The sequence below is a fragment of the Chryseobacterium vietnamense genome (assembly GCF_031454475.1).
Lineage (GTDB): Bacteria > Bacteroidota > Bacteroidia > Flavobacteriales > Weeksellaceae > Chryseobacterium > Chryseobacterium vietnamense.
This window is the reverse complement of the sequence record NZ_JAVDQX010000002.1, coordinates 630130-656503: the sequence shown is the minus strand read 5'-3', so window position 1 is coordinate 656503 and position 26374 is coordinate 630130. Positions and strand designations below refer to the sequence as shown.

Annotated in this window: 29 protein-coding genes; 18 read left to right on the top strand and 11 right to left on the bottom strand. The window is 35.6% G+C overall.

Going from position 1 to position 26374, the window contains the following annotated elements:
* Nucleotides 1-46: 46 nt before the first annotated feature.
* The 3 genes from rpoN to J2786_RS12240 form a co-directional block, all read right to left on the bottom strand.
* Nucleotides 47-1510, bottom strand: a complete 1464-nt coding sequence (gene rpoN, locus J2786_RS12250) for an RNA polymerase factor sigma-54 (RefSeq protein ID WP_047434648.1) — start codon at nt 1508-1510, stop codon at nt 47-49.
* Nucleotides 1511-1669: 159 nt separating this feature from the next.
* A complete protein-coding gene (gene asnS, locus J2786_RS12245; protein WP_047434650.1) occupies nt 1670-3118 on the bottom strand; it encodes an asparagine--tRNA ligase in 1449 nt (482 codons plus the stop codon).
* A gap of 749 nt (nt 3119-3867) precedes the next feature.
* Complete coding sequence (locus tag J2786_RS12240) at nt 3868-5595, bottom strand: helix-turn-helix domain-containing protein (RefSeq protein WP_047434651.1); 1728 nt, start codon at nt 5593-5595, stop codon at nt 3868-3870.
* A gap of 335 nt (nt 5596-5930) precedes the next feature.
* Between J2786_RS12240 and J2786_RS12235 the strand changes: the two genes are divergently transcribed.
* The 3 genes from J2786_RS12235 (at nt 5931) to J2786_RS12225 (ending at nt 9596) form a co-directional block, all read left to right on the top strand.
* On the top strand, nt 5931-6770 hold the full coding sequence (locus J2786_RS12235) for an SDR family NAD(P)-dependent oxidoreductase (protein ID WP_047434654.1): 840 nt from the start codon (nt 5931-5933) through the stop codon (nt 6768-6770).
* Nucleotides 6771-6940: 170 nt separating this feature from the next.
* The gene (locus tag J2786_RS12230; RefSeq protein ID WP_047434656.1) at nt 6941-7855 is read left to right on the top strand and encodes a helix-turn-helix domain-containing protein; all 915 of its coding nucleotides are present in this window, start codon (nt 6941-6943) and stop codon (nt 7853-7855) included.
* Between the two features lie 88 nt (nt 7856-7943).
* Nucleotides 7944-9596 carry a serine hydrolase domain-containing protein gene (locus J2786_RS12225; RefSeq protein ID WP_310025397.1) on the top strand — a complete coding sequence of 551 codons (1653 nt, stop codon included), beginning with the start codon at nt 7944-7946 and terminating at the stop codon, nt 9594-9596.
* A 57-nt stretch (nt 9597-9653) separates the two neighbouring features.
* Here the strand turns inward: J2786_RS12225 and rimM are convergent, their stop codons facing one another.
* The 6 genes from rimM to J2786_RS12195 form a co-directional block, all read right to left on the bottom strand.
* Entirely contained in the window at nt 9654-10196 is a 543-nt protein-coding gene (gene rimM, locus J2786_RS12220) for a ribosome maturation factor RimM (RefSeq protein ID WP_047434663.1), read from the bottom strand.
* 14 nt (nt 10197-10210) lie between these two features.
* Complete coding sequence (locus J2786_RS12215; protein ID WP_047434665.1) at nt 10211-10777, bottom strand: 30S ribosomal protein S16; 567 nt, start codon at nt 10775-10777, stop codon at nt 10211-10213.
* Nucleotides 10778-10889: 112 nt separating this feature from the next.
* Entirely contained in the window at nt 10890-11474 is a 585-nt protein-coding gene (locus tag J2786_RS12210; RefSeq protein ID WP_047434668.1) for a hypothetical protein, read from the bottom strand.
* A 1-nt stretch (nt 11475) separates the two neighbouring features.
* Nucleotides 11476-11985 carry a nitroreductase family protein gene (locus J2786_RS12205; RefSeq protein WP_047434670.1) on the bottom strand — a complete coding sequence of 170 codons (510 nt, stop codon included), beginning with the start codon at nt 11983-11985 and terminating at the stop codon, nt 11476-11478.
* 111 nt (nt 11986-12096) lie between these two features.
* Nucleotides 12097-12546: a GreA/GreB family elongation factor gene (locus tag J2786_RS12200; RefSeq protein ID WP_047434674.1), complete on the bottom strand. Its 450-nt coding sequence runs from the start codon at nt 12544-12546 to the stop codon at nt 12097-12099.
* Nucleotides 12547-12723: 177 nt separating this feature from the next.
* Nucleotides 12724-13251, bottom strand: a complete 528-nt coding sequence (locus J2786_RS12195) for an SRPBCC family protein (RefSeq protein ID WP_047434677.1) — start codon at nt 13249-13251, stop codon at nt 12724-12726.
* A 198-nt stretch (nt 13252-13449) separates the two neighbouring features.
* Between J2786_RS12195 and J2786_RS12190 the strand changes: the two genes are divergently transcribed.
* From J2786_RS12190 to J2786_RS12145, 10 genes are all read left to right on the top strand, one after another.
* Entirely contained in the window at nt 13450-15468 is a 2019-nt protein-coding gene (locus J2786_RS12190) for a M3 family metallopeptidase (RefSeq protein WP_047434679.1), read from the top strand.
* A gap of 9 nt (nt 15469-15477) precedes the next feature.
* Entirely contained in the window at nt 15478-15891 is a 414-nt protein-coding gene (locus J2786_RS12185; protein WP_047434683.1) for an immunity protein PIM1 family protein, read from the top strand.
* A 127-nt stretch (nt 15892-16018) separates the two neighbouring features.
* Nucleotides 16019-16438: a DUF1801 domain-containing protein gene (locus tag J2786_RS12180; protein WP_047434685.1), complete on the top strand. Its 420-nt coding sequence runs from the start codon at nt 16019-16021 to the stop codon at nt 16436-16438.
* 51 nt (nt 16439-16489) lie between these two features.
* Nucleotides 16490-16873 (top strand): tetratricopeptide repeat protein, encoded by a 384-nt coding sequence (locus J2786_RS12175; protein ID WP_047434688.1) that lies wholly within the window; start codon nt 16490-16492, stop codon nt 16871-16873.
* A 26-nt stretch (nt 16874-16899) separates the two neighbouring features.
* The gene (locus tag J2786_RS12170; protein WP_310025383.1) at nt 16900-17100 is read left to right on the top strand and encodes a YqaE/Pmp3 family membrane protein; all 201 of its coding nucleotides are present in this window, start codon (nt 16900-16902) and stop codon (nt 17098-17100) included.
* Nucleotides 17101-17263: 163 nt separating this feature from the next.
* Nucleotides 17264-17584: an ArsR/SmtB family transcription factor gene (locus tag J2786_RS12165; protein ID WP_047434692.1), complete on the top strand. Its 321-nt coding sequence runs from the start codon at nt 17264-17266 to the stop codon at nt 17582-17584.
* Nucleotides 17585-17618: 34 nt separating this feature from the next.
* Nucleotides 17619-18122: an SRPBCC family protein gene (locus tag J2786_RS12160; protein ID WP_047434695.1), complete on the top strand. Its 504-nt coding sequence runs from the start codon at nt 17619-17621 to the stop codon at nt 18120-18122.
* 4 nt (nt 18123-18126) lie between these two features.
* Nucleotides 18127-18540 carry an SRPBCC family protein gene (locus J2786_RS12155; RefSeq protein WP_047434699.1) on the top strand — a complete coding sequence of 138 codons (414 nt, stop codon included), beginning with the start codon at nt 18127-18129 and terminating at the stop codon, nt 18538-18540.
* Nucleotides 18541-18743: 203 nt separating this feature from the next.
* Nucleotides 18744-19475: a class I SAM-dependent methyltransferase gene (locus J2786_RS12150; RefSeq protein WP_047434702.1), complete on the top strand. Its 732-nt coding sequence runs from the start codon at nt 18744-18746 to the stop codon at nt 19473-19475.
* Between the two features lie 100 nt (nt 19476-19575).
* Entirely contained in the window at nt 19576-20679 is a 1104-nt protein-coding gene (locus J2786_RS12145; protein ID WP_047434704.1) for a serine hydrolase domain-containing protein, read from the top strand.
* Between the two features lie 3 nt (nt 20680-20682).
* Here J2786_RS12145 and J2786_RS12140 read toward each other — a convergent pair whose 3' ends face one another.
* On the bottom strand, nt 20683-22089 hold the full coding sequence (locus tag J2786_RS12140) for an MFS transporter (protein ID WP_047434706.1): 1407 nt from the start codon (nt 22087-22089) through the stop codon (nt 20683-20685).
* A 39-nt stretch (nt 22090-22128) separates the two neighbouring features.
* Nucleotides 22129-22692 carry a TetR/AcrR family transcriptional regulator gene (locus J2786_RS12135; RefSeq protein ID WP_047434709.1) on the bottom strand — a complete coding sequence of 188 codons (564 nt, stop codon included), beginning with the start codon at nt 22690-22692 and terminating at the stop codon, nt 22129-22131.
* A gap of 204 nt (nt 22693-22896) precedes the next feature.
* Between J2786_RS12135 and J2786_RS12130 the strand changes: the two genes are divergently transcribed.
* From J2786_RS12130 to J2786_RS12110, 5 genes are all read left to right on the top strand, one after another.
* Nucleotides 22897-23277 carry a VOC family protein gene (locus J2786_RS12130; RefSeq protein ID WP_310025373.1) on the top strand — a complete coding sequence of 127 codons (381 nt, stop codon included), beginning with the start codon at nt 22897-22899 and terminating at the stop codon, nt 23275-23277.
* A gap of 94 nt (nt 23278-23371) precedes the next feature.
* Entirely contained in the window at nt 23372-23995 is a 624-nt protein-coding gene (locus J2786_RS12125) for a hypothetical protein (protein ID WP_047434710.1), read from the top strand.
* A gap of 203 nt (nt 23996-24198) precedes the next feature.
* Nucleotides 24199-24693, top strand: a complete 495-nt coding sequence (locus tag J2786_RS12120) for a GNAT family N-acetyltransferase (protein WP_052187124.1) — start codon at nt 24199-24201, stop codon at nt 24691-24693.
* A gap of 11 nt (nt 24694-24704) precedes the next feature.
* Nucleotides 24705-25520: a helix-turn-helix domain-containing protein gene (locus tag J2786_RS12115; protein ID WP_047434713.1), complete on the top strand. Its 816-nt coding sequence runs from the start codon at nt 24705-24707 to the stop codon at nt 25518-25520.
* Nucleotides 25521-25598: 78 nt separating this feature from the next.
* Nucleotides 25599-26189 (top strand): NAD(P)H-dependent oxidoreductase, encoded by a 591-nt coding sequence (locus tag J2786_RS12110; RefSeq protein WP_047434714.1) that lies wholly within the window; start codon nt 25599-25601, stop codon nt 26187-26189.
* Nucleotides 26190-26374: the final 185 nt, after the last annotated feature.

Here is a 26374-nt window from a genome sequence, read left to right as displayed (position 1 = left end):
CATAAAAAACAAAAAGCATTTCAGACTGAAATGCTTTTTTATATTGTTAAAGTTCTTTTCTTAACCTCGCGACAGGAATATTGAGCTGTTCACGATATTTTGCGATCGTTCTTCTGGCAATATTATACCCCTGTTCTTTCAGAATGACTACTAATGCATCATCTGTAAGTGGTTTTCTCTTATTCTCTTTGCTGATCACTTCCTGAAGATGGGTTTTGATCTCCTTGGTAGAAACTTCTTCTCCATCGTCATTGGTTAAGCTGTCTGAGAACAGATCTTTAAGGTATACAATCCCATTAGGGGTATCTGCATACTTACTTTTTACCACCCTTGAAATGGTAGAGATATCAAAACCTGTAATATCTGCAACATCCTTCAGAATCATTGGTTTCAGGGACTTTTCGTCACCCGTAATGAAATAATCCTTCTGGAACTTTACAATTGCTGTAATCGTCTGTAATAAGGTATTCTGACGTTGGTTAATGGCATCTATATACCATTTTGCAGCATCCAGTTTTTGCTTGATAAATAAAGCAGCCTGTTTATGTTCCGATGAGTTTTTATCATGGGAATATGTGGTAAGGATATCTTTATATTCTTCAGACACTCTTAGTGTAGGTGCATTCTTGCTGTTCAGCATAGGAACTACCTGCCCGTCTTTCACCTGGATCACAAAGTCCGGAATAATTTCCTGATTGATTGTAATTGTCTGTGTATCAAAGTTTCCTCCAACTTTAGGAGATAGTTTTGATATTTCATCCAGCGCATCTTTCAGATCATCTTCTTCAATATCATATTTCTGAATGATCTTGTTATAATGCTTATTGGTTAAAGCTTCAAACTGATGTCTTAAGATATTCGCTGCCAAAGAAACGGCTTTATCAGAGCTTACTTTCTTTTCAATCTGTAGTAAAAGACATTCCTGCAGCCCTCTTGCTCCTACTCCGGGCGGATCCAGTTTCTGAACATAATTTTCAAGGATATCCTCCACTCTTTCTTTGGTAGTATAAATTCCCTGTGAGAAAGCAAGATCATCAACAATAGATTTGATCTCTCTTCTCAGATATCCATCAGTATCTAAATTCCCGATAAGGTATTCTGCAATCTTTAGATCTTCATCACTGATATTTACCAGATGAATCTGTTCTGTCAGATAATCATATAAGGACTGGCCTTCCGTTAAAAGACTCTCGTTATCAAATTCTTCATCATCCGGAGAGTAGTTGCTGGATGCGGTTTTATAGCTTGGTTCATCGTCATAGATATATTCGTTGACGTCGAAATCTGTTTCAATGCTTTCTGTACCCTCATCCTGATAAGCGTCTTCCAGGGAAGAATAGTCATCTTCCTTAGAATCTTCTTTCGCAATTTCCAAAGCTGGGTTTTCTTCTAACTCTCTTTCCAACTCCTCTTCAAATTCAAGAGTATGAAGCTGTATAAGCTTCATCAACTGGATCTGCTGAGGAGCCAGCTTCTGTCCTAATTTGAGTTGTAAGTGTTGTTTAAGCATATTCTTATTTACGTTTTAACATAACATATTCTACGAATTTAATAAATTTATTTGATAAAAAACACATTTAGCATGATTTTTGCATTACTTATCCTAATATAATAAACTATTAAATAATAAAAAAAGCCTTAACTTGTGATTAAGGCTTTTTTTATTGTTCTAGAATTCAGCGCTTTTCGGTGTTCTAGGGAAAGGAATTACATCTCTGATATTCGTCATTCCTGTTACGAAAAGAACTAATCTTTCTAATCCTAAACCAAAGCCTGCATGCGGTACAGAACCGAATTTTCTGGTATCAAGATACCACCAAAGTTCGTGCTCATCTACGTGCATATCTGCCATTTTCTGTTTTAAAACATCTAATCTTGCTTCTCTCTCCGATCCGCCAATGATTTCACCGATACCAGGGAAAAGAACATCCATCGCTGCAACGGTTTTATTGTCATCGTTCAGTTTCATATAGAAAGCTTTGATTTCTTTCGGATAGTCAAATAATACTACCGGGCTTTCAAAATGTTTTTCAACAAGATATCTTTCATGCTCAGACTGAAGGTCAGTTCCCCATTTTTCAACCGGGTAAGCAAATTTTCCTTTTTTATTTTCTTTAGAGTTCAATAAGATTTCAATGGCTTCTGTATAACTTACACGCTTAAAACGCTTAGCTACCACATTCTGAAGTTTTTCGATAAGACCTTCTTTTGCTCTTTCTTTTTCCGGTTTTGTTTTTTGTTCTTCCGCAAAACGGCTGTCTAAAAACTCAAGATCGTCTTTACAGTTATCCAATACATACTGGATCACATATTTTAAGAAATCTTCCGCAAGGTCGATGTTATCCTCAAGGTTGTTGAATGCTACTTCCGGCTCAATCATCCAGAACTCGGCAAGGTGTCTTGTCGTATTAGAATTTTCAGCACGGAAAGTAGGTCCGAATGTATAAATTCTTCCCAATCCCATCGCTGCAGTTTCTCCTTCCAGCTGTCCTGAAACGGTAAGGTTTGTTTTTTTACCGAAGAAATCCTGTGCAAAATCAATTTCACCTTCTTCAGTTTTCGGCATATTGTTCAGGTCAAAATTGGTTACTCCAAACATTTCACCTGCTCCTTCTGCATCTGCTCCTGTAATGACCGGTGTGTTGATATAGAAAAACTGATTCTGGTTGAAGAATGAATGAACTGCAAAACTTACTGCGTGACGTACTCTGAATACAGCTCCGAAAAGGTTCGTTCTGAATCTTAAGTGAGCCTGCTCACGAAGTTTTTCAAGACTGTGTTTCTTAGGCTGAAGAATTGTACTCTGAAGTTCTTCCGTAAAGTTATCCCCTAAAATAATGATCTTTTTAGCGATAATTTCCACAGATTGTCCTGCTCCCTGACTTTCCACCACTTCTCCTACTACTTTCAGGGAAGAAGCTGTACTGATATTCTTGATAATAGCTTCATCAAAATTTTCGAAATCAACAACTATCTGCAAATTATTAATCGTAGAACCATCATTAAGCGCAATAAAGCGATTAGCACGGAAGGATCTTACCCATCCGTAAACTGTAATGTCATGATGTAATACTTTCTTGTAATCCTTTAGGATTTCTTTGATCGTTTGCTTTTTCATTTGTTGATGATAAATTTTTTATATAAAAATTAATGTCTGCAAAGTTACAAAAAAACAGCGCAACTTGATGATTGCGCTGTATTTAAAATCATTTAACAGGTATTAAAACTTTCAGTTCAGGAAATTCACCTTTTTTCTTCTGCCCATTCTTCTGCATTTTCAGGTTACATTTCCACTCAATATTGTCCTGAACTTCAATAATATCCGGAATAACCCCGGAATGAACACACTTACACTATCACTTTTGAAAAGAATAAAATATTATTTTACTCTGAGTTTTCATGGAATTAGTTTTATTGAAATGGTTATTAGTTTTTAAGTAATACGTTCGTGGTCAATTACCGGGTTATACATCCATTTTTAGACTATACTATACTTTTAAACTGTGTGGCGGATTTACCGGATCTACCGTTTAATGATTTTAAATGATCACTACACTTTACATCTCTAAATTCTGAACAAATACTTCATGAGTTACATTTTAGTTTTCTGGTTATTTTTTTGTTTTTATCCTCTTCATTAATAATTTTTCTGATACAATTCCTGAGCTTGATTTTTTAAATGATCAACACTTTGGAACTGATATCTTGTATTGTGCACATACAAAATAAATGGTTGTGTTTTTACCTGAAGCAAAGATGCAGGAAGTGGAAGAATGACACAAGGGAATGCTTTATAGATTCATAAATTTATATACCTAAAAACATGAATTTATAAGCATTAAACAACTGAAAAATAACAATTTAAACTTAATCCAAAGACATGTTTTCAATTTCTTTCAGGTAGATAGAAAGTGGTGTTCCGGTTCGTTTTTTAAAGGCTAAAGTGAAGGCCTGTTCATTATTATATCCTAATTCTTCAGCGATAAAAGGAATTTTATAAGACCTGAATTTTTTGTCATTGGCCAATCTGCTGATGGCATAATCAATACGAAGATCATTAAGGTAGGTTGCAAAGTTTTTCCCTTTGTAAGTATTGATAATTTCTGACAGATATTTTGAGTTTGTTTTTATTTTTTTGGCAAGACTGCCCAACGTAATTCCTTTATTTAAAAACTGATCTTTGTCTTCAAATATTTCAAGCTCTTTTAAAATATTCTGGGCAATATCTTCAGAAATAGTTCTGGATGTTTTGTCCTCAGTATTTTCTGTTTGAAAAGTTTCTGACAACGTCTCCTTTCTCACTTCCATAGCTCTGTTTTTTCCTACCGTGTTTTCATTAACAGATTGGATAAGATCCTGGGCGATCTTCTTATAGTTCTTTTCAGATTTTTTATATTTAAAGTAAACGTTGATAAATAGCAAATGTGAAATCAGCAAAAGACTTAAAACAATATAAAAAAGGCTTTTTCTTTTTGTCAGCTCATTGGTAATGTTTTCTTTTTCCTGCTGAAGTTCCGGAGTATCATACCTTCTGGGAAGCTCTCTGGAAATATATCTGAACTGGTTATCCAGAACCTGATCTACCTTTAGAAATCTGTCTACATAATACAACTGCTTCTCTGTATCACTGTTTTCTTTATAATAATCAATCAGATAGGTGTATACATCTCTCAGCTCAGGATAGATATAGTTTGTTTTAAGAACCATAGAATCTATCTTCCGGAAAAAGTCTGCTGCCTTGGCTTTTTCCTGAAGTCCTGCATATGATTTTCCCAGATACAAAAGAGTATAATTCTGATCTCTTTTGTCATTACTGTTTGTAAAGAAATATTTTTTACACGCTGATAAGCCGTCAATCGCTTTCTGATAATTTTTCGAATGCAGATGATAATACCCAAGCAGCTCAAGATTCTGATGATAGCGGTAAATATCTCTGTTTTTTTGAGAATTCTTTAAACCTTCCTGTATCAATGCATAAGCAGAATCCATTTTATTGATTTCTATATAGGCATCAGCCAGATTCAATTTGAGAGAGGTCTTTTCCTCTTCATTCATATAATCGGCTTCATAGGCATAATGTTTCAGGACTTTGGTAGTTTCCTCATGTTTTCCGATATAATTATTCAGATAGGCAATACTGATATGTGCCAAAGCAATCTGCCTCTTATTGCCTTCTTTTTTTGCATATTTCAGTCCTAAAATATAATTGTTCAGGGCAGACTGTAGATTATCATTTCTAAAATAAAGGTTTCCCCGTAAAAGATAAATTCTGGCCGGATACGTATTTTCTTTGAAATCTTGGGTGAGATGTTGTAAGCTGTCAAGATATTTTAATGCACTAGGTAAGTCTTCTTCGAAATGAAGCATAACATATCCTTCAGCAATCTGAGCCTTATTTTTTTCAGATTTTGCCTTTTTAAGATAACAACTGGCAATACTTTTACTGTTTCCATCTCCTATACGGCTTTTGTAGAATTCTTTATTCAATTCTTCATACGTCCGTTCTTCCAGAGCATTTTTTCCTATCTTGTTGGTCTGTGCAGGGAAAAGCACAATCCCGGTAATCAAAAACAGTAGTAAATATTTTATTTTCATCACTCATCCTAGCTATATTACAAAAATATTATTTTTCTTCAGTAGATGCACCACTCCTTTCGCTTTTTTCCATGTATTGATCAATATTTTCGTTAAAATTGATGATGATTTATACAAACAGAGAGTACAGGCTGAAATTGCGCTCTTTAGAACATTACTCAAAGAATCTTATCTGTTATCAATTGTTTGAGATTCTTCCTTACACTTCATTCAAAATGACACGCGTTAAATAACACCATTCACGATTTGGATACATCATTCCCCGATTTGGATACATTTCCCTTTTCGTAAGTTTCCATCTTTGTACCATCATTAAAACAAAAAAATATTTAAAAATGGAAACAAAGAAAGTATGGTTCGTGACAGGAGCTTCAAAAGGTTTAGGATTCGAGTTGGTAAAAAAATTATTATCCGAAGGATTTCAGGTTGCTGCTACAAGCCGTACCGTTGAATCACTAATCTCCACCATCGGAGAAACTTCCGAAAACTTCCTTCCGCTTAGCGTCAATATCACGGATAACAACGACATTAAATCTGCCATCGCAAAAACAGTAGACCATTTCGGAAGAATTGATGTGGTTGTCAACAATGCGGGCTATGGACAAATCGGAACGCTGGAAGAACTTACTGATGAGGAAGCAAGAGAAAATTATGCAGTCAATGTTTTCGGAACCTTGAATGTGATCAGAAACGCTATGCCTTATCTGCGCGAACAAAGATCAGGAAACATCTTCAATATTTCTTCTGTTGGCGGATATTCTGCTAACTTTCCGGGCTGGGGAATCTATTGTTCTACAAAATTTGCTGTTGCCGGATTTACGGAGGCACTGGCCGAAGAAGTAAAAGACTTCGGAGTTCATGCGACTGTTGTTTATCCGGGATATTTCCGTACCGATTTTTTAACTAAAGATTCGGTGAAAACACCAGCCAATCCCATCCAGGCATATGAAGCGGCAAGAAATTCAGAGCAAGCGCACCTTAACGAAATCAATGGAAACCAGCCTAATGATCCCGAAAAAGCAGCAGATGTTTTAATTCAGATCAGTAAAGAGAAAAACCCTCCGGTACATTTATTATTAGGTGTAGGAACGATGGAATTTCTGAATAACAAAATTGATATTTTAAAGAAAGACGCTGAGAAATGGGAAAGCCTGACTGTTTCTACTGCAATTTAATAAGATAATCATATCCTTCGGCTCCGCTCCGGACGATATTTCTAATACTTAATATTTTAATTTATATGCATGGATTAAATATAAAATTTTAGAGAAGTCCGTCTGAGCGGAGGCGAAGACTTTTGGGATCAATGTATTAAACTTTTTATAAAAACAACTAACTTCGTTACATGAAACAGCCCGTCCGTTTTAATTCTATATCAGATTTTCATAATTTCTGCAGTCTTCCGAATCCTGAGCATCCGCTGATCAGTTTGATTGATTACAGCAAGGTTCGTTATGTTGTAGAAAATGAAGAACTGAAGTGGATCCAGAATTTTTATTCTATTGGTTTGAAAAAAAATGTCACTCCAAAATTCAATTACGGGCAGCAGCAATATGATTTTGACTCCGGAGTACTGTGTTTTGTTTCGCCACAGCAATACTTGAGTCTGGAAATCAATCCGGATGTAGAAGCAGAACCTACAGGATATTTATTGCTTATTCATCCTGATTTTCTTTGGAACACTTCCTTAACCAGGAAAATAAAGTCATACGATTTCTTCAGTTATCAGGTGAAAGAGGCTCTTTTCCTTTCTGATAAAGAAGAAAAAATTCTTGTTGATCTATTTAAAAATATTGAACGTGAATATCAGTCAAATACCGACAGATTCACACAGGAACTCATCATTGCCCAGATTGAATTATTACTGGTTTACTCTGACCGTTTTTATGAACGTCAGTTTTTCACCAGAAAAAAATCCAGTCACGAATTATTATACAAGTTTGAAGATATTCTTTCTCAATATTTTGAAAACGGAAATCTCATTGAAAACGGCATTCCTACAGTGAAATGTATTGCCGACCAGATGAATATTTCACCTAATTATCTCGGAACACTTTTGCGTCTTCATACTCAGCAAAATACACAGCAGCATATTCAGAACAAATTAATTGAGTCTGCCAAAGAACGTTTGAGTACCACCAGTTTATCAGTGAGTGAAATTGCTTATGAGCTGGGATTCGAGCATCCACAATCTTTCAGTAAGCTCTTTAAACAGAAGACCAACCAGTCTCCGGGAGAGTTCAGAAAGTTATTCAATTAAATTCCGGAGAGATCAATAATAGAAATGTTAATTTCATTCTATTTTGCTACAAGGAAGTTCATTATTTTTGTTTAAATACTTTTTTAAGATGAAACCTATCCTATTATTGATCTTTATTCTTACTTTTTATTTGTATCAGGGACAAAATAAAAATATAGTTGATGCTGAAAAGATGGAGAATTCCATTCAAAAAAAGTATGCTGGAAAAATTGTCTTTGTTACTCAAAATATACCACTGGAAAACCTGAAAGATTCGGATTTTCTCAATTCTACAGTATTTCAGGAAAACGGAAATCTTGGTATTCATGCTTTTTTTGATAATTCGCTGGCCAATTATCTTCATCAGCTTGAACCCGGCTGGACTGTGGATGAACTGTTGAAAAATGGAAATTATCAATTCTCATTTTATGTAGACGGGAAACCAATCTATAAAGAAAATCTCAATACAGGTGCTGGTACTCCAGAGAATAAAAAGTTCAAGACTACCTTACGAATTCCTCTTATCAGCAGTAAAAATGAGGATTCCTGGGGAAGGTATTTATGGATGCGTTTTTATATGGCACATAACGGAATTGATGCGCTTACGCCGGGAAATCATGTTCTGAAAATTGAAATCCGCCCTTACCTTACTACTTCCACGATCAAAACGGGAGATGTCATTGCAGAAGGACAAATTAATCTCATTGTTCCTGCTCAACCTATTCCTGAGCAGCAAGTGGCTGTTCAGCCCATTCGGTCTAATAGTGGATGGAAGGTTTCTCAGGAAAAAATCAATACAGAAAACATCAGAAATCTGAATAAGAAAATTGCAGAAAACAGATTTAAAAATATTACGGGAATAGTTATTATAAAAGAAGGAAAATTACTTCTCGAAGAATATTTCAACGGATCCGCCAGAGACTCACTACAGGATACCCGATCGGTAGGAAAATCTTTTTCTTCAGCTTTAACCGGGATAGCAATCAATGACGGATATTTAAAAAATGAAAATCAGAATCTGAAGGAGTTTTATGACCTGAAACAGTCTAAAAACTATTCTTCTCAAAAAGATAATGTCACCATAAAAAGCTTACTGACCATGAGCTCAGGATTTGATGGTAATGACGAGGACTATGAATCTCCCGGAAATGAGGAAAATATGTATCCGACTGAAAACTGGGTTAAATTTATATTGGATCTGCCCATGACAGAGAATACGCCCGGAAAAAACTGGAGTTACTTTACTGCCGGAGTTGTATTAACAGAAGATATTTTAGACAAAAAAGTTCCGCAAGGTTTGGAAAAATATGCACATCAAAAATTATTTCAGCCTCTTGGAATTACAAACTACAAATGGCAGTTTACCCCACAGCAAAAGCCTTCCCTGGCAGGTGGATTACGGATGAAAGCACTTGATTTTGCAAAATTCGGGCAACTGTATAAAAATAACGGGATATGGGAGGGAAAAACTATATTGACCAGAAACTGGGTTGAAAAATCTTTCACCAATTATTTCACAGACAATCCTGATTTTGAAGGATATGGATACCTGTTCTGGAGAAAAGTCTATACGGTGGGAAACAACCAGTATGAAGCTTTCCAATCCAGTGGAAATGGCAGAAACAAAATTATTATTTTCACAAAAATACCAGTGGTCATCGTAATTACAGCGCAAGCTTACAACAAGCCCTATGCCCACCAGCAATCCGAAAAAATAGTACAGGATTATCTTTTACCCGCATTAAAAATGAGTAATGAATAATCAGTAATGAAATAGATGAGAAAAGAGTGAAAGAATAGCTTATTGCTTATTGCAAAACTATTCGTCTTTTTTAGAAGGAACCAGAAATACATCAATAAGACCTTCAGGAAGTTCCATTTTGATGGTTCTCTCTTCCCTGTCTACTGCAAGAATCCAGTCTTTGATCATAGGAATAACCACTTCTTTTCCATCCAGATTGGTAATGAAATAGACCTGTGCAGTCTGATCGTTCACAGATCTGATCACGCCACAGTTGTTATCATTTTGATCAAAAATTTCAAATCCGATGATTTCGTGGTAATAGAATTGTTTTCCTGAAAGTTTAGGAAGTGAAGCAAGTGGAAGGTAAACACTTTTACCCAACACCTGATCTACCATAGCTTCAGAAGAGTTTTTGAATGCAAGATTCAGAGCATCAAGCTTGCTCCATGATGATCTTTCAATAAAAAATGGAACCAATAATCCGTTGATTTCAACGAATATTGATTCCAATTTATTGTAAAGCTCGGGTTGATCGGTATCCAATTTAAGGATTACGTTACCCGCAAGTCCATGTCTGCGTGTGATTTTACCTAAAAAATAGCAATCTTCTTTACGCATAACAGGGTTTGTTCTTAAGCTTCAGTGTTTTCTTCAGTTTCAGCAGCAGGAGCTTCTCCTTCTGTAGCTTCAGCAACAACTTCTTCAGCAGGTGCGTTTGCAGCTTCTTCAGCAGCTTTAGCATCAGCTTCAGCTTGTGCAACAGCAGCAACTCTAGCTTCGTTTACTTTTACTTCAGCTTCTAAAGCAGCTTTCTTAGCATCTGCTTTCGCTGTAGCTAAACCGTTTACTTTACCTTGTACTTTAGCATCTTTAGCTTCTACCCAAGCATTGAATCTTTTTTCAGCTTCAGCTTCGTCAAAAGCACCTTTAGCTACACCACCTTGTAAGTGTTTTTTGTAAAGAGCACCTTTGTAAGATAAAATAGCTCTAGCAGTATCAGTTGGCTGAGCACCGTTGTTTAACCACTCTACAGCAGAATCAACGTTCAATTCGATAGTTGCCGGATTAGTAATTGGGTTGTAAGTTCCTAGTTTTTCGATGAATCTACCATCTCTTCTAGCTCTAGAATCTGCAACCACGATGTGGAAAAAAGGTTTTCCTTTTTTACCGTGTCTTTGTAATCTGATTTTTACTGACATAATGTTTGAATTTTACGGGAACTCGTCCCAGTTAAATATTTAAGAGTGCAAAGATAGTAAAAAAGTTTGAAGTAAAAAGCTACAAATAAAAAGTTTTATAAAATTCATTTTTTTAACTGATCAGTGCAAAAGAGAATACTGTTGAAATAATCACAGAAATTAAAACTGCCATAAAAACAACAAAATTATCTCTTGTCTTTCCTGTAATCCCATAGATCACCAAATAGTTGATGATATAAGCAGGCACCAGCAGAAAAAACGAAAACTGTCCGGTAGAGGTAATCACAGCCTTTAAAAAAAGACTCCCGGTAACAGAAGCTATTACAAGTCCTAAAAGGCTTTTAAAAATTACTTTCTCATCTATCTTATCGTTTTCTTTAACTTTTGAAAACTGATCAAACTTATTCAGAATAAAAACCTTCAAATCACTTCTGCCAATCATTTCTGAAGAAATATTTTCAAGAATAACATCTATCTTTTCACCTTTCTGTACTCTTTTATGTACTTCATATGAAATTCTTCCTTTTTCTTTAACTAAAACTTTCCTGTATTCAGCTGCTTTTACAAATTCATCATAATTGAATTTCTGACTGATGGCCTCACGCAGTTCATCATTGACTTTACCTGTATGATCAGTCATATGAAGATAAGCGGCATGCAGATCTTCTTCATTATAATTTCTGTAAATATTCTTCATATTAAACAGTTCCCATATAGAAAAGTCCCAGACATTTCTGGTTTTCTTCAATGGTCAGAGATTCTTTCAGCTCGTCTACAATTTTGGGAGAACTCCAGTAGCACCCGATATTATTCGCTGTGCAGGTAAGGTACATATTCTGTACTGCCATTGAAGTAGCTGCTATTTCTTCCCATTCAGGAACCATACCACTGAAGTTGACTACAATAGAAACTACAACATTGGCTTTATTGATTTTAAAACCGATATCACTGTATTTTTTTTCCAGGAAAAGCTGTTCGGGTGTGATTGCTTTATAGATTGCCTGCATTTCTGATGCCAGCTGTGCTTTTTCTTCGCCTTTGAATATTTTAAAACGCCATGGCTTAGTACGTTTATGATTGGGAGCTAATGCAGCAGCGTTTACAATCTCCTCCAAAACCTCCTGAGGTATTTCTGAATCTGTATAATCCTTCGGGAAAATACTTCTTCTTTGCTCTATGATCTCTTTTAAAATGGATGCCTTATTCATGTAACAAAATTACAAAAAAGATAGAAGCGGCATCAATGAAGTTTACTATGGGGCTGATAGATACTTGAAGTGTATCAAAACTACTTTACTTTTTACTTTTTACTTTTTACTTTACAAAATCTCTATAACCTTCTGATGGATTTTGTTGAGTGTAAATTCATCACCAGCTTTCATGCCCATCATTTTTTTAGCCATGGGGCTTTCCGGAGAGATGGCATAGAACCTGTCTCCCTCAAAAAAGAACTCACCTAATGACACTGATATATAAAACCTGGCCTTGTTGGTGATGACCAACGAGCCAAGCTGTACTCTTTCTGTAGCTGTATTCAGAACCTTTGCCATGTTTCTTTTAAGATCATTCAAAGCTCCCAGCTGTCGTTGCATCTGATAAATCTCCTCCTGCATTTCTTCTCTCATACTGTCATATTTCGGAGTTTTTTTGATGTCACGGCTGGCTTCCAGAGTAAATTCAATAAAATTTTTAAGCTTTTCAATTTTCTCTGCAATGGTAGTCTTCACAAAGTCTCTGATATCACTTTTTTCAAATACAATCTTCTCCATACAATCTATTCTTTATATAAAGATAATATTTTTAGAATAATATTTCAATAGCATATTGTAAAATAACTTTTCGGAAATGGACATTATCCGCAAAATGAAAGGATAAAAGACTATGGTTAAACCTATGAATAATGATATAAAAAAAGGCCTGTAAAATTTACAAGGCCTTCCGATTTATTATTCAGCAAGTTTCTTCAGATCTCCTAATCCCTTACTAAACATTTTATCCATATTGAAGTTCATCAGCGGTTTCATAATCTTCATCATAGGAGTAAGTTCATTATCAATCATCCATGTCACCCTGGTTCCGCTTCCCTCCGGTTTCACAATGAAATTAGCCTTCATATCTCCTTCAAAAGGTTCTATAAAATGAAGTTTTGTACTCATTTTTTGATTTGGAATAAGCTCAGTAATGGATTGTTCTCCTTCTCCTACATTTTTATCGCCTTTCCAGTGATAAGAATCTCCTAATTTATCTCCATTTCCTGAATACGTAATCACAATATTTTTATCAGCCTTGGAAAAAGGATCCCATTCATTGTAACCTTTTAAAGTACCTACATAAGGCCATACTTTTTCCTGTGGTGCATTGATGACAACAGATTTTTCATAGTGATAATCTTTACTGAAAGCCAGTACGGCAATGACTGCATAGATGATAGCCAGCACAAGGATGGCACCAATGATTTTTAAGAGTGTTTTCATAGTCTATATATTTTAAGGTTATTTATTTTAAATCTGTTTCAAAATTAAATATTCCCACATCACTCCTTCTTTCCATATGACAAGATTAATTAAAGATAATGTATTTTTGTCATACCACACGAGTAAGGCATTATTTTTGACCGTTTCAGCTGTGATTCCCAATGAATCATTAAATTTACCTTATATAAAAGATCTAAAATGAATATTTTAACAGAAAAATTTAACACTCCATATCATTCGGCTCCGTTCAGCAGTATTAAAAATGAAGATTATCTTCCTGCATTTAAAGAGTTGATTCAAAAATCTGAAGCAGAAATTAATGCAATTGTCAGCAATCCTGAAGCTCCCACTTTCGAAAATGTAATCGAAGCACTGGCTTATTCAGGAGAACAACTGGATGTGGTTTCCAATATTTTTTTCAACTTAAATTCTGCAGAGACCAGCGATGAAATCCAGCAGATTGCTCAGGAAGTTTCTCCGATCTTAACAGAATATTCTTCAAAAATTTCTCAAAACGAAGCCCTTTTCAACAAAATCCGGAAAGTATATGATGAAAAGGAAAAATATAATCTCAATGAAGAACAGGAAATGCTTTTGAATGAAACCTACAAAGGTTTTGTAAGAAGCGGAGCTTTACTTAATGAGGAAGACAAAGAAAAATTGAAGAAAATAAGTATGGATCTTTCTGTAAAATCTTTACAGTTCGGACAAAATGTGCTGGCTTCTACCAATGCTTATTTTAAACATATTACGAATAAGGAAGATCTTGCGGGAATTCCTGAAGCCATCATGGACCAATATGCTGAAGAAGCGAAAGAAAGAAACCTTGATGGTTGGGTAGTAACGTTACAGTACCCAAGTTATATTCCGTTTATGACCTATGCTGAAAACCGTGAACTGAGAAAGGAACTCGCTCTGGCAAATGGTAAAAAATCTTTCGATGGTGGAGAATTCGACAATCAGAATCTGATTAAGGAGCTTTTGAATTTAAAACAGCAAAAAGCTGAGCTTCTTGGGTATAAAAACTATGCTGATTTTGTCCTTGAAGAAAGAATGGCGAAGTCTCCGGTAAAGGTTTTTGATTTTTTAAATGAACTTCTTACCAAGGCAAAACCTTATGCTGATAAAGAAATTGAAGAATTAAAAGCTTTGGCAAAAGCTGAGGGAATTGACGAAATGCAAGGGTACGACCATGCATTCTACGCTGAAAAACTTCGCAAGGCAAAATTTGATCTTAATGATGAAGAGTTGAAACCTTATTTCCCATTAAACCAGGTACAGGATGCTGTATTTGGATTGGCTGAACAACTTTTCGGACTGACTTTTGAGGAAAGAAACGACATTCCGAAATACCACGACGATGTAAAAGTATATGAAGTAAAAGAGAACGGGACTTATAAATCTCTTTTATATGTTGATTACTTCCCAAGAAAAGGGAAAAGAGCCGGTGCATGGATGACCAGCTACAAAAATCAGTACAAACGAAACGGGGAAAATTCCCGTCCGCATATTTCAATTGTCTGCAACTTCAGCAAACCTACAAAAGATACGCCCAGCTTACTGACTTTCCAGGAGGTGACTACTTTATTCCACGAGTTCGGGCACGCGCTTCACGGAATGATGGCGGATACTCAATATCCTACTCTTTCCGGAACTTCCGTTAAATGGGATTTCGTGGAACTTCCGTCACAGTTTCTGGAAAACTTCTGCTATGAACCGGAATTCTTAAAAACGTTCGCCAAACATTATAAAACAGGCGAAGTACTTCCTGATGAAAAAATTGAAAGAATAGCGCAGTCTAAAAACTTCATGGAAGGCTACCAGACTTTAAGACAGCTTGGTTTCGGTCTTCTGGATATGAACTATCACACCAAAGTGGCAGAACTGGAGAATGAAAGTGTAAAGGAGTTTGAAGATAAATATACCAAAGCAACCACCCTTTATCCTTCTAACCCAGAAACAGCGATGAGCCCAAGCTTTTCCCATATTTTCCAGGGAGGATATTCTGCAGGATATTATTCTTACAAATGGGCGGAAGTTCTGGATGCCGATGCTTTCCAGTATTTTAAAGAAAACGGAATCTTCAATCCTGAGATTGCAGCCAAATATAAAGTTTTGCTTTCTTCTGGGGGAACAAAAGATCCGATGGAACTTTACAAGAGTTTCAGAGGCAGCGAGCCGAAAGTGGAAAGTCTGTTGAAAAGAGCGTTTGGATAGGATTACACTATGAAAGAAGAAATCAACAAATTGGAAACTGTTTTTAATCAAGCTTTAAAAGCAACCCTTGGCATCGTTAATTCTGAAAAAATTGATACAATCCTTGACAACAGAGATTCTGCTGACTTTTCAGATAAATGGATGAAAGCTTATCAAGCAGTTGAAGAAAAACATTTTGATGAGGAAACAGAGGACAAAATAAGTGATATCCGAAGGGAAATTTTTGTTTCCACCTTCAGAACTACGGGTTCTTCAGATCTTCCTGCTTATATTTCCGATGATTTTGGTTTGATCTGCTCCTACTATGTTCATCAGGTTGAAAACAGCTGGGTTACCAATTTGCTTTTCACCTATCTTAATCATCAGATTCCAGATGGTGAACTGATGAAAACAGAGAAAACAATGAAAGAACTGATTCATTAGATCAGGAAAAATACAATATAAAAGAACAGCAATTGCTGTTCTTTTTTGTTTCATGATTCACCTGTTGCACTTTATGAAATTTTGTAAATTAGTCGCTTGATAACCTCAAAAACCAATTACCTGATCCATGACCATCCAAGAACAAATCCAGGAATATATCTACAGCCAGCCTGAAAAGAAACGCAAAGATATGCAGGAACTCCACCAGCTCATTCTTGAGATTATGCCAGAATGCAAGCTGTGGTTTCTCGATGGTAAAAACAGTGAAAATAAAACTGTTTCCAATCCCAATATCGGATACGGACTGTATACATTAAAATATGCTGATGGAAAAACCAGGGATTTTTATCAGATCGGGATGAGTGCCAATACCACTGGTATCTCTGTCTATATTATGAATATCAGCGATAAAACCCATCTGTCAGAAACTTATGGACAGAAGATAGGTAAAGCCAGTGTTACAGGATATTGCATTAAGTTCAAAGCATTGAAAGATATCAACATTGAAATCCTGAAAGCTGCATTACTGGATGGACTTAAAGAGTAAAAAGCTAAATTTGCACTTTATAAATAAACATCCATTCTGTAATTATAAATAATGAGTACGATAACAACAAGATTAGAAAACGTAAAAAAACTTCAGGCTAAAAGATGGGAAAATGAAGACCATTGGGATGCTTTAAACGATCTGTTGGTGAAAGAATTAGATGAAATCTTATTGATTGAACCTGAAAACACTTCAGCTCTAATCAATATTGGTGCTATTTACTCTGATATGGGAGAAAATGAAAAGGCTCTGGAGTATTTAAAAAGGGCATTACATTTGGGTTCTAAAGACAAAAATCTTTTTGTAAACCTAGCTATTGTGCTTGTTTATATGGAGAAACATCAGGAAGAGTATTTGGAATATCTTGAAGAAGCTGAGGATAAAACCGAAGATCCTCTTACTTTTAAAGCCTATTTTGATCCTCAGTCCCGTTAAAATCAAATTAATTAAAAACAAAAATCATGTTATTAGCCATCTTACTTCCCTTCTTATCTTTCATGGTCCGTGGAAAAGTTTTCACCGGAATCATCTGTCTTATTTTACATATCACTTTGATCGGATGGCTTCCTGCTGCAATCTGGGCTGTACTTTCTTTAAACAATGAAAGAGCTGACAAAAGAAATGACAGATTGATTAAAGCGATGCGGGAAAACAAAAGGTAAAACTTTCCCAACCCTACCACAAACAACTCATTTAAAGTCAATTAATAAATACCTTCTATCGTTTTTCAGTTTCTGATCTATAAATTTTATCAAAAAAAATTGCGAAACCGAAAAGTTGCACATATATTTGCAACCATATGGTTTCATATAAAAATCATCAACTATGAGAAGAGATATTTTCCAGGCAATAGCAGATCCCACACGCAGGGCTATTATTGCACTGATCGCAGTACAGGCGATGACACCCAATGCCATTGCAGAGCATTTTGATACCACCAGACAGGCTGTTTCAAAGCATTTGAAAATTCTGACTGAGTGTGAATTGGTTACCCAAAATCACCAGGGAAGGGAAATTTATTACTTTTTAGAAATTGATAAAATGAAAGAAATAGATCATTGGCTGGAACAATTCAGAAAAATATGGGAAAGCCGTTTTGAGCAGCTTGATACTTTACTGGCGACATTAAAAAGCCATCAGCAATAAAATTAATACAACAACCAAACTATAAAATAGTATTATGAAACATCTTCTTCAGTTCGATTTTCTTGCAGACAAAGAAAAGAACACCTTAACGATCAGACGTGAGTTTATGGCCAACCGACAATTGGTGTGGGACTGCTATACAAAAAGTGAACTTCTGGACCGCTGGTTTGCCCCAAAACCATTCACTACCAAAACAAAATCCATGGAATTCCGTGAAGGCGGACACTGGCATTATGCAATGGTGGACCCCAACGGAACTGAATACTGGGGCTGGGTAGGCTACCACAAGATCAACCCCATTGATTCTTATACTTCCAGCGATGCATTCTGCAACGAAAAAGGAGAAATCAACACCAATCTTCCTCAGGCAGAATGGGCAGTAACTTTCACCGATAAAAATGAAAATACTCTTGTAGAAACAATTGTAAGCTATGCATCCTTAACTGATCTGGAAACCATTATCGAAATGGGAATGGAACAGGGAATGATGGCCACATTAGAAAAACTTGACGAATTACTGGTAACCTTAAATCAATAAAAAAATGAGTCACAAAATCACAGTTTCTGCTACTATCAACGCAGATGCAAAAAAAGTATGGAATTATTACACCCATCCTGAACACATTACCCAATGGAACTTTGCTGATCCTTCATGGCAATGTCCCTCTGCTTCCAATGATATGAAAGTAGGTGGAAAATATGCAGCACGAATGGAAGCTAAAGACGGAAGCTTCGGTTTCGACTTTGAAGCTGTTTATGATGAAATAAAAGAAGGAGAAAACTTTAAGTACACCATGCCTGACGGAAGACAAGTACAGGTTGACTTTAAAGAAAATGCCGGTCAGACTCATGTAGATGTAGCTTTCGATCCTGAAAACCAGAATCCCGAAGAAATGCAGAAAGGAGGCTGGCAGGCAATTCTTGATAATTTTAAAAAGTATACGGAATTGAATTAAAAATTTCAGTCAAGAGTTGATATAAAGCTGGATGTTTACATTCAGCTTTTATTTTTTCATTGATCGGAAAGCGTTGAACTTTAATATTGTTGTAAATTTACTTTTCAAATCTGAGATATCAGAAAGAACAGCAATCTTTGATCCTTGCCAAGGTTTAAAATGTTGATAAGGATCAATAATTAAGAATCACAATTTTTGAAGCTATGAAAGAAAATAAATACGATAATCCTTCATTTTTTGATCAGTACGAAAAAATGCTCCGTTCCCAGATAGGACTGGAAGGAGCAGGAGAATGGCACACCTTGAAAAACATGCTGCCGGATTTTCAGGGAAAAGATGTTCTTGACCTTGGCTGCGGTTTCGGATGGCATTGCCGTTATGCGATAGAAAACGGAGCTCAATCAGTCATCGGAATTGATCTTTCGGAAAGAATGCTGGCAAAAGCTCAGGAAATTAATAGTTTGAAAGGAATTTTTTATGAAAGAAAAGCTCTGGAAGATGTTGATTATCCTGCTGAAAAATTTGATTTAATACTCAGTTCACTCACATTACATTATATAGAATCATTCGATACTATCGCTCAGCATATTTATAAATGGCTTAGTCCCGGAGGATCATTTGTATTTTCAGTAGAACATCCTGTTTTCACTGCGGAAGGTGGTCAGGATTGGGTATATGATAAAGACGGTCAGAAAATCTGCTGGCCTGTCGACCGATATTTTATAGAAGGAAAAAGGAACACTACTTTTCTGGGCGAAAATGTAATCAAATACCACCGTACTTTAACGTCTTATTTAAATACCTTATTAAAAGCAGGCTTCAAAATCAAAGAAGTTATTGAACCTGAGCCAAGGCAGGAAATGCTAAAAGAAATTCCGGAGATGAAGGAGGAACTCCGCAGACCTATGATGTTAATCATCTCTGCTGTAAAATAGTTTTTAAAATATAATATCTTCAGGATAAATTACAAATAACTATATTGTATAACATAGTAATAAAAATAAATTATATCTTTGCATAACAAAATACATAGATATGATTACTAAAAAGCTGATTACCATTATTGTATTGCTTCCATTTTTTAGTTATAGAATGGATGCTCAGATTAATACCAAAGGATATGAAAAGAAAATTGACAGTATTATTCACACAGAATTTGGGAATAAAAATGAACCTGGCGGTGTTTTTCTGATTACGCAGAACGGAAAAAATCTGTATCGGAAAGCTTTTGGAAAAGCCAATCTTGAACTCGATGTCAATATGACCCCTGAGAATGTTTTTCAAATCGGATCAATGACCAAGCAGTTTACTGCTGTAGCAATTCTGATCCTTGAACTGCGGGGAAAACTTAATGTCACAGATCCTGTTTCCAAATACATCAGGGATTATCCCAATGGAAATAACATCACCATTCATCATCTTCTGACACATACTTCAGGAATAAAGGACTTTACGAAAATGAAGACAATAGCTTCCATCGCTCAAAAAGAAATGAAACCTGAAGAAATGGTAAATTTTTTCAAAAATGAACCTGTTGATTTCGCACCAGGAGAAAAGTTTGATTATAACAATTCCGGCTATGTCGTTTTGGGATATATCATTGAGCTTGTTTCCGGAACTTCCTATGAAGACTTTATTAAGAAAAATATCTTTGAGAAAGCAGGAATGAACCATTCTTATTATGCCTCTGACAGAAAAGTTATTCCTCAAAGAGCTTACGGATATCACAAAAAAGAACAGGGATTTGTGAATAAAACCGTCATCAGTTTCAGTGTTCCTTTTTCTTCCGGTTCACTGATGTCTACAGCAGATGATATGTTGAAATGGCAGCAGGCCTTAAATCAAAATTTATTATTGGATTTAAAAGAAACTCAAAAAGCTCTTCAGAAATATAAACTGAATAATGGTGAAGAATTTACTTATGGCTACGGATGGCATTTGAAAGACATCAATGGAGTTCCTGACCGTGAGCATGGTGGAAGTGTCTTCGGATTTAAAAGTATGGGAGTTTATATCCCTGCTGAAGATATTTATGTGATTGGGCTCAGCAACTGCGACTGCCACTCTCCTACTGAAGTGACCAGAAATATTGCAAAAGCAACTTTAAATGAAATCAGAACGTCAGCTAAGAAACCTTAATTTTTATTTTCGCCGCCTCAGTTCTGGAAGAACATCATCCGGAACTTTGAAAACACAGATCATTACAAAAATCAGACAGAATATATTAATCAGTAACACAATAGAGAAAGCTTCATGGTAATGTTGCACATCAGGTTTTTCTCCCAGAAAGTAATAGAAAACACTTCCTACGACAACAATTCCGAAAATAGCAGCAATCTGCTGAAAAGTATTGTAAACACCGGAAGCATTTCCGATCAGCTTTTCAGACATTCCCGACAGTGCTATAGCAGCGAGTGAAGGAATGATGGATCCGATTCCCAGCCCATGCAAAAATAATAACAGGCAAAAAACCGGAAAATCAGTTTCCATCCTGAAAAACAACAACTGAAGAATAAGGATCACAATAATAAAGCTAAGTCCTGCCATCAGGGCTTTTTTTCCATATTTCAAAATCAGTTTTACTGAAATAGCAGAGGCAAGGATAAATCCTGATCCCTGAAAAACAATAATCTCTCCCGCCCTCAACGGGCTGATTTTTAACCCCTGCTGAAAAAACAGAGATACAATATAGAAATAGGAGTCCAGCATAATAAAAAAGAAGGAAACTGCTACGATTCCCAGATTGAAATTGGTGTAGCGGAACAACTCAAAATCAATAAGATAAGAAGATGCATTTCGAATTCTTTTCTTTTGATTTTTAATAAAAGTAAATAAAATTCCTGCTGAAACAATCATTAATAAAACATTTTTAAAACCCAGCCCTGTATGCTCAGATCTTGTCAGGGCAAAAGTAGCACAGAACAATCCTGCAGAAAGAATGAGAACACCAGCAACATCAAAGGATTGTTTCACAGAAATTGTAGATTCGTCCAATAGTTTCAACGTAAGAAAAATTGCCGGCAAACCTATAGGAATGTTGATCAGAAAAATAAGCCTCCAGGGTTCTTCTATCATTGTCAAAGATGAAAAATAGCCTCCGAGAAACTGCCCCAACACAGTTCCTATCCCAATCGTAATTCCGTACCAACCCATCGCTTTAGTCCGCTCATGATGATCAATAAACAATATCTGTATCATCGAAAGTACCTGAGGTGCCATCATTGCCGCACTTATTCCTTGTATAAACCTTGCGATCACCAACTGATAGGCTCCTCCAGAAAATCCACACGCAACGGAGCTTATCATAAAAGCTAATAACCCGATGATATACATCTTTTTTCTCCCATAAAGATCACCCAATCGCCCTCCTGTAATGAGGAAAGAAGCAAAGCCAATAAGATAAGCTGCAATCATAAACTGCATTTCTCCATGAGAAGCATGAAGATCACGCTGTATGGAAGGGATGGATACATTGATGATAAAAATATCCATAATCGTCAACAACTGGCCAAACAATATCACTAATAATTTCAAATACTTACACTTCATTTTTATATAGATATATCTATTTTTTAAATAGTAAAAAAATCAGGGTAATAAGCCCCGTACCAATTTTTTTACCTGATCAAATGAGTTATTTTCTCTGTTAATCGTGGATGTAATCACCGCTCCTTCTATTAAAAGGAAAATATTTTCTGCTAATAAATCCGGATCTGCCTGCTTCGTTTGTGCCGCATATTCATTTACAATTGTTCGGATCACTTCTTTTTGCTTCTCTTTATGCTGTCTGGCAAAACCAGAAACAGAGGGATTGCCTTCTCCTATTTCGGAAACAATTTTAATGAACTGGCATCCTGCAAATTTTGAAGTCTCCTGAAGTTTTTTCCTGTAATCAATAAGTGCCAGAATTTTTTCTTTTGGTTCTGAAATTTTGGATACGCTGTTTTCAAATCCCTCAAACCAATCCAATTCTTCTTTGACTAGATACGCCTGGAGAAGATCATTCTTGGAAGAAAAATGATTGTACAAAGAACCAATCGCAATATCCGCCTCCGCAATAATCTGATTGATTCCCGTTGAATTATATCCTTGCTTATAAAACAGTTCTGAGGCAACTCTGATAATTCTTTCCCGTACTTTTTCCTTTTTCATCTTGAAAATTTTTACAAATGTAGATAAAAAATAGATAAGTCTATCTATTTTTGAAATTGAATTAAAAACTTTATTTTAGATTCAGTAAATAATATCCACCGTATAAATTTTGAAATCATGAAACCGATGTTTTCCTTTTTGATATTTTTTTTGCTAATAAGTGTATCTTGTAGTCAGCCACAGAAAACTAATCCTGTAAAAAATATGAAAACCACCAATCCTGTTGTCTATTTTGAAATTCCTGTAAATGATCTTGAACGTGCTGAAAAGTTCTACACTGCTGTTTTCAACTTTAATTTTGAAAAAGAAGTGATAGACCACTATGAAATGGCTTTATTTCCTTTTGAAGAAAAAAACAGTGGTATTACGGGCGCTTTGGCCAAAGGAGAAGTATACAAACCATCCAAAAACGGTGTTATTATTTATTTTAAAACAGAAAATATTGACAAAACATTGGAAAAAGCCGTTCAAAACGGAGGTTCTGTTCTTTATCCCAAAAGAATTGACGAAAAATATGGGTTTGCTGTAGCAGAGTTCGAAGATTCAGAAGGAAACAGAATTGCACTGCATGAAACTGTAAAATAGCTATCCCATTCATTGCATATTATTTTTTTTAATACAGTTGATGCATATTTTGTATATTTAAACAACCATTTGAAATCTAATTTGGTAAATAACTATGGCGGAAGAACTTTATTTCATCAAGACCAATCCCACTATTGCCAAAATTAATTTGTACAATAAGCTCAGCCGTGAAGAAGAGAATATTCTTAAATTTCTTCAGCCTGAAGCGAGAAACACCCTTGAAACAATTAAAGAAAAAATAAAGGATTCTGTTGAAGAGCTTACCCAGGAAGAGCTTTTGCTTATTTTTCAATGGTTTCATCAAGTCTATTCTTCAGATCATGAGGAGACCAAAACACAGCTTTTCATTAATGGTATAGACCTTTTTTATGAAATTCCAACTAATGTTCATGCCGAAAATTTTCTGCAGATTCTTTCAGATTATGAAAAATTGCTGAAACAGGACATGAATTATATTGTGGATTCTAAAAACTTCAATCAGTTTCTGATCTACGGAATCTTTCTTACAGAGATCATCAACAGAAAACAGCATCCGGATAATATTCTTTGTGAATACCTGAAACCGGATAACCAGTCTTTGTATCTTCTGGCAGAAAACCAATGTGATCTGAAAAATTTTGATCCTGCCATCATCCCGGATCTTCAGCATTATTTTACCGATCTTTATGATCTGACTAAATTTTACAAGGGATCTATCATCAAGCTTGAGCAGGAGTAGAAAAATATGTGCAACTCATGTAACATCCTGCATTCAATAATTGTCTTTTATACATAACCGAAAGAAAAGCTGTCTTCAAAAACTAAAATGCAGCAAGAATAATTATTGAACCAGGATAAAAACTATAACATGGCCGGCAGTTTCCTTTTACGATGTGGAACTGCTTGCTTTTTTATGAAAGGCTAAAGAACAGCAAAAGCTTTATGAACAAAATTACATCAGATCATCATATCATTATCAGAAAAGGAATTGATAATGATCTCCCGGAAATGTTGCAGCTTTTTAGAGCAACGATAGATGAAGTGTGTAAAAAAGACTATGATCTTCAACAACTTGAAGCCTGGAAATCTGGGGCAGATCATGAAGAAAGATGGATAAAAGTGATCAGGGATCAATATGTTTTACTTGCTCTTACTGAAAATAAAATCGCTGGTTTCTGTGCGCTCGATCAGGGAAATTATATTGATCTGCTTTTTGTACACAAAGATTATCAGCATAAAGGTATTGCAACCCTCCTTTACCAACAGATTGAAAAAGAAGCTTTGCTGAATAATAAAAAGGCCCTTACTGCGGATGTAAGCAAAACAGCCAGACCATTTTTTGAAAAATCAGGTTTTCAGGTAGTTCAGGAAAAAACGGTCTCTGTAAAAGGAGTTGCTATGATCAATTATAAAATGATAAAACACCTCATCTCTTAATTTTCAGGCTTATGGAATTACATTCTGAATATAACGAGTACAGAATTTCTGTTCCTCAGGAATTTGAAAACGTATTTACTCATTTTTATTTTGCTGAAAATTCTTCTGAATTCTCCATTACCAAAAAGCTTTTACCCACTTATCAGACTATTCTGTTATTTTGTTTTGGAGAAAGTGCTACCATGTCTACCCGCGAAAAGACCGTCATACAGATAGATAAATGTATGGTATTTGGGCCTGTGAGACAAGCTTTTGAATATACACTTCCCTCAGGATCATCTATTTTGGTTGCTAATTTTAAAGATGATGCATTTTTCAGGTTTTTCGGAAAAATATCCATTGAACAGCCGGCAAGACATCCGGATGAACTGCTGGAAGAAAACTGTTTTACAGACCTTTGGCATCAGCTTATCTCATTACATTCAACCTCCGGACAGGTAAATCATATCCTTGAATTCTGTAGACCTTATCTGCAGCACCGGGATTCTACCAGCCAGCTTTTGAGCAGTTTTGAAAATGACCTGTTAAATCCAATAAAAGTAATTGCAGAGCAAACTCAACAGACGGAAAGAAATATCCAGCGTAAGCAGAAAGAGCAGTTTGGCTATTCTTTAAAAGAGCTTGCCCGCTATAACCGTTTTTTAAAAGCGATAAAAATCATTGAAAAGGAAACAGAAAGGCAAAACCTTGTCAAGTGGTTTACGATCATTGACGAATGTGGTTACTATGATCAAAGCCAGCTTATTCATGATTTCAGGCATTTTATCAATATTTCCCCGGCTCAGTATTTAAAATTTCAGCAGGAGATCTGTAATCCAAGATCCTGATAGACTGTTTCGTTTTCTTACAATTTTTGAAAGGCACGCCGCAGTACTTTTGTCTCATTAATCTTAACAATCAAAGCAATGAGACATTTAATCATTTACGCACACCCTAACGAAAACAGTTTAAATCACAATATTTTAAACACAGTTGTTGAAACGCTCCAGTCCCATAATCAAGAAATTATCGTAAGAGATCTTTATAAAATCGGTTTTAATCCTGTGCTCTCTCTGAATGATATGCAGGGACAGCGCATGGGAAAAGTTTCGGATGATGTAAAAGCCGAACAGGAATACATTTCGTGGGCAGAGCAGATTACTTTTATCTATCCTATCTGGTGGACCGGACTTCCCGCCATGATGAAAGGATATATAGACCGTGTTTTCAGTTATGGTTTTGCCTACCGCTATGATCAGGGCGTACAGAAGGGACTTCTGAAAGATAAAAAGACGGTGATCATCAATACCCATGGAAAATCTCATGAGGAATATGAAAAAACGGGAATGGATAAAGCGTTGACACTAACCTCTGATAATGGTATTTTTATCTATTCCGGGCTGGAAATCATCAGGCATTTATTTTTTGATAAAGCAGATAAAGCGTCTTCTGAAGATCTGAAAATCTGGAAAGATCAGATTAAAAACTTATACGCTGAACATGCACTCAACTATTAATTTTTTTCTTCATAAAACTTATTTAAAAACAGAAGATTTACCTTGTACTAAAGGCTTCTTACCAACTGAATACGAAGATAACGAAATATAGTATAAATATCTTTTCTGTGTATTTTGTTCTTATCAGATTTATGGCATGAAATTAGCTTCAAAAACCGCAAGTAAAATTGTTTTGAACCATTATT

What these genes read in the sequence shown, in the direction of transcription:
- J2786_RS12125 (WP_047434710.1), top strand. Translation starts at nt 23,372, where the DNA reads ATGGCGGAAGAACTTTATTTCATCAAGACCAATCCCACTATTGCCAAA.
- J2786_RS12165 (WP_047434692.1), top strand. Translation starts at nt 17,264, where the DNA reads ATGAGAAGAGATATTTTCCAGGCAATAGCAGATCCCACACGCAGGGCT.
- J2786_RS12120 (WP_052187124.1), top strand. Translation starts at nt 24,199, where the DNA reads ATGAACAAAATTACATCAGATCATCATATCATTATCAGAAAAGGAATT.
- J2786_RS12240 (WP_047434651.1), bottom strand. Translation starts at nt 5,595, where the DNA reads ATGAAAATAAAATATTTACTACTGTTTTTGATTACCGGGATTGTGCTT.
- J2786_RS12155 (WP_047434699.1), top strand. Translation starts at nt 18,127, where the DNA reads ATGAGTCACAAAATCACAGTTTCTGCTACTATCAACGCAGATGCAAAA.
- J2786_RS12180 (WP_047434685.1), top strand. Translation starts at nt 16,019, where the DNA reads ATGACCATCCAAGAACAAATCCAGGAATATATCTACAGCCAGCCTGAA.
- J2786_RS12175 (WP_047434688.1), top strand. Translation starts at nt 16,490, where the DNA reads ATGAGTACGATAACAACAAGATTAGAAAACGTAAAAAAACTTCAGGCT.
- J2786_RS12225 (WP_310025397.1), top strand. Translation starts at nt 7,944, where the DNA reads ATGAAACCTATCCTATTATTGATCTTTATTCTTACTTTTTATTTGTAT.
- J2786_RS12140 (WP_047434706.1), bottom strand. Translation starts at nt 22,089, where the DNA reads ATGAAGTGTAAGTATTTGAAATTATTAGTGATATTGTTTGGCCAGTTG.
- rimM (WP_047434663.1), bottom strand. Translation starts at nt 10,196, where the DNA reads ATGCGTAAAGAAGATTGCTATTTTTTAGGTAAAATCACACGCAGACAT.
- J2786_RS12230 (WP_047434656.1), top strand. Translation starts at nt 6,941, where the DNA reads ATGAAACAGCCCGTCCGTTTTAATTCTATATCAGATTTTCATAATTTC.
- J2786_RS12205 (WP_047434670.1), bottom strand. Translation starts at nt 11,985, where the DNA reads ATGAATAAGGCATCCATTTTAAAAGAGATCATAGAGCAAAGAAGAAGT.
- J2786_RS12145 (WP_047434704.1), top strand. Translation starts at nt 19,576, where the DNA reads ATGATTACTAAAAAGCTGATTACCATTATTGTATTGCTTCCATTTTTT.
- J2786_RS12150 (WP_047434702.1), top strand. Translation starts at nt 18,744, where the DNA reads ATGAAAGAAAATAAATACGATAATCCTTCATTTTTTGATCAGTACGAA.
- J2786_RS12210 (WP_047434668.1), bottom strand. Translation starts at nt 11,474, where the DNA reads ATGAAGAATATTTACAGAAATTATAATGAAGAAGATCTGCATGCCGCT.
- J2786_RS12185 (WP_047434683.1), top strand. Translation starts at nt 15,478, where the DNA reads ATGAAAGAAGAAATCAACAAATTGGAAACTGTTTTTAATCAAGCTTTA.
- rpoN (WP_047434648.1), bottom strand. Translation starts at nt 1,510, where the DNA reads ATGCTTAAACAACACTTACAACTCAAATTAGGACAGAAGCTGGCTCCT.
- asnS (WP_047434650.1), bottom strand. Translation starts at nt 3,118, where the DNA reads ATGAAAAAGCAAACGATCAAAGAAATCCTAAAGGATTACAAGAAAGTA.
- J2786_RS12170 (WP_310025383.1), top strand. Translation starts at nt 16,900, where the DNA reads ATGTTATTAGCCATCTTACTTCCCTTCTTATCTTTCATGGTCCGTGGA.
- J2786_RS12200 (WP_047434674.1), bottom strand. Translation starts at nt 12,546, where the DNA reads ATGGAGAAGATTGTATTTGAAAAAAGTGATATCAGAGACTTTGTGAAG.
- J2786_RS12110 (WP_047434714.1), top strand. Translation starts at nt 25,599, where the DNA reads ATGAGACATTTAATCATTTACGCACACCCTAACGAAAACAGTTTAAAT.
- J2786_RS12135 (WP_047434709.1), bottom strand. Translation starts at nt 22,692, where the DNA reads ATGAAAAAGGAAAAAGTACGGGAAAGAATTATCAGAGTTGCCTCAGAA.
- J2786_RS12160 (WP_047434695.1), top strand. Translation starts at nt 17,619, where the DNA reads ATGAAACATCTTCTTCAGTTCGATTTTCTTGCAGACAAAGAAAAGAAC.
- J2786_RS12190 (WP_047434679.1), top strand. Translation starts at nt 13,450, where the DNA reads ATGAATATTTTAACAGAAAAATTTAACACTCCATATCATTCGGCTCCG.
- J2786_RS12130 (WP_310025373.1), top strand. Translation starts at nt 22,897, where the DNA reads ATGAAAACCACCAATCCTGTTGTCTATTTTGAAATTCCTGTAAATGAT.
- J2786_RS12235 (WP_047434654.1), top strand. Translation starts at nt 5,931, where the DNA reads ATGGAAACAAAGAAAGTATGGTTCGTGACAGGAGCTTCAAAAGGTTTA.
- J2786_RS12115 (WP_047434713.1), top strand. Translation starts at nt 24,705, where the DNA reads ATGGAATTACATTCTGAATATAACGAGTACAGAATTTCTGTTCCTCAG.
- J2786_RS12215 (WP_047434665.1), bottom strand. Translation starts at nt 10,777, where the DNA reads ATGTCAGTAAAAATCAGATTACAAAGACACGGTAAAAAAGGAAAACCT.
- J2786_RS12195 (WP_047434677.1), bottom strand. Translation starts at nt 13,251, where the DNA reads ATGAAAACACTCTTAAAAATCATTGGTGCCATCCTTGTGCTGGCTATC.